Origin of the sequence: Streptomyces sp. NPDC058964 (assembly GCF_042741275.1) — a bacterium.
In the GTDB taxonomy this organism is placed as follows: domain Bacteria; phylum Actinomycetota; class Actinomycetes; order Streptomycetales; family Streptomycetaceae; genus Streptomyces.
This window is the reverse complement of sequence record NZ_JBHYKH010000078.1, coordinates 8,943-10,660: the sequence shown is the minus strand read 5'-3', so window position 1 is coordinate 10,660 and position 1,718 is coordinate 8,943. Positions and strand designations below refer to the sequence as shown.

At 74.1% G+C, this 1,718-nt stretch carries 3 protein-coding genes; 1 reads left to right on the top strand and 2 read right to left on the bottom strand.

The window, feature by feature from the left end:
- Window positions 1-13: 13 nt before the first annotated feature.
- Window positions 14-607 carry an HhH-GPD-type base excision DNA repair protein gene (locus ACFW2E_RS13020; RefSeq protein WP_384465678.1) on the bottom strand — a complete coding sequence of 198 codons (594 nt, stop codon included), beginning with the start codon at window positions 605-607 and terminating at the stop codon, window positions 14-16.
- A 24-nt stretch (window positions 608-631) separates the two neighbouring features.
- Window positions 632-793 carry an SIP domain-containing protein gene (locus ACFW2E_RS13015; protein ID WP_384465676.1) on the bottom strand — a complete coding sequence of 54 codons (162 nt, stop codon included), beginning with the start codon at window positions 791-793 and terminating at the stop codon, window positions 632-634.
- A gap of 205 nt (window positions 794-998) precedes the next feature.
- Here ACFW2E_RS13015 and ACFW2E_RS13010 point away from each other — a divergent pair.
- On the top strand, window positions 999-1,718 hold a 720-nt coding region (locus ACFW2E_RS13010), incomplete at its 3' end, for a copper resistance protein CopC (protein ID WP_384465707.1).

Genomic DNA, 1,718 nt, shown 5'->3' with positions numbered 1-1,718 from the left:
CTGACGGGCTCGGCTACTTCCCGGCGGCCTTCGCCGCCTTGGCCGCCGCCTTCGTCTCCTGCTTGTGCGCCCGCACCTTGGCCAGCGACTCGGGTCCGGTGATGTCGGCGACGGACCGGAAGGACTGCGGCTCGCCGTACGCGCCTGCGGCCTCCCGCCACCCCTCGGGCCGCACGCCCAGCTGCTTGCCCAGCAGTGCCAGGAAGATCTGTGCCTTCTGCCTGCCGAACCCGGGCAGGTCCTGAAGCCGCTTCAGCAGCTCCCGTCCGCTGCCGACGTCCCGCCAGACGGCCTCGGGGTCCCCGTCGTAGTGCTCGACGAGGTACTGGCACAGCTGCTGGATCCGCTTGGCCATCGATCCCGGGTAGCGGTGCACCGCGGGCTTCTCGGAGAGCAGCGCGGCGAACGCCTCAGGGTCCTGCGCCGCGATCTCGTGCGCGTCCAGGTCGTCGGTGCCGAGCCGTCGCGCGATGGTCGCCGGGCCCTTGAACGCCCACTCCATCGGGACCTGCTGGTCCAGCAGCATCCCGGTCAGAGCGGCGAGTGGACTGCGGCCGAGGAGTTCGTCGGCCTCGGGGTCCTGGGCGAGGTGCAGGGTGACGTCCATGGCTCGATGATCTCCCGCCCGGCCTCAGGTCGCGCGCCAGTACCCCAGCGCGTGCACCCGCTGCCGCGGAACGCCCAGTTCCGTGCGCACGTACGAGGACACGCCCGGGGCGGCCGCCGTGTCGCAGGCGATCCACGCGCACAGATCCCGGGTGTGCTTCAGCACATCGGGCGGAGCGGCGCGCACCCAACCCGGGAGGTAGCCTTCCCGGGCGAATCCTGACCGCCCCGGTCGCCCACTGGGCGGACGGCGGGGTCCGCGCGGCCCACGTGGTGAGCGCGGCGGGCGGTTCGTGCGTACGTATCCGAGAGCACGAGTCCGAAGACGGAGCGGTGACGTGGGCGAAGGGCGCGGCGGTGACTTCCGGGGCACCCGGCGGCTTCAGGGGCTGGTGCTGCTGGGCGCCATGCTGGCCCTGCTCGTCCTCGGCGGAGCCGGCCCCGCCTCGGCGCACGCCGCCCTCCGCGCCACGGACCCCGCGGACGGAAGCGTCCTCAAGTCCGCCCCGAAGCACATCACCCTGACCTTCACCGAGTCCGTCACCCTGCTCGACGACTCCTTCCGCGTCTTCGACCCCCGCAACCACCAGGTCCCCGCCGGCGAGCCCCGGCACGCCCCGGGCAGTTCCGCAACCGCCCGGATCACCCTGCCCGGCAGGCTCGGTACCGGTACCTTCACCGTGGCCTGGCGGGTCGTCTCGGCGGACAGCCACCCGGTCTCCGGCGCGTTCACCTTCTCCGTGGGCAAGCCCTCGCCGACCACGGCGACCGTGACCGCCGGCCCCACCGAGAACCCCGCCACCGCGAGCCTCCACAACATCGCGCGATACGCCGCGTACCTCGCTGCCGCCCTCCTCATCGGCACGCTCGTGTTCCTCGCCGTCTGCCGCCCGCCGGACCCCGGCCCGCTCCGCCGGCCGGTGCTGGCCGGCTGGTGGACGCTGCTCGGAGCCGGCGTGGTCCTGCTGGTGCTGCGCGCCCCCTACGAGGAGGGCACGGGTCCGGCCGCGGCCTTCGACCTCTCCGCCCTCGGACGCACGGCGACCGGCCGCCCGGGGCAGGCCCTGCTGGTCCGCCTGGCGCTGCTGCTGGTCGCCGCCGCCCTGGCGCCG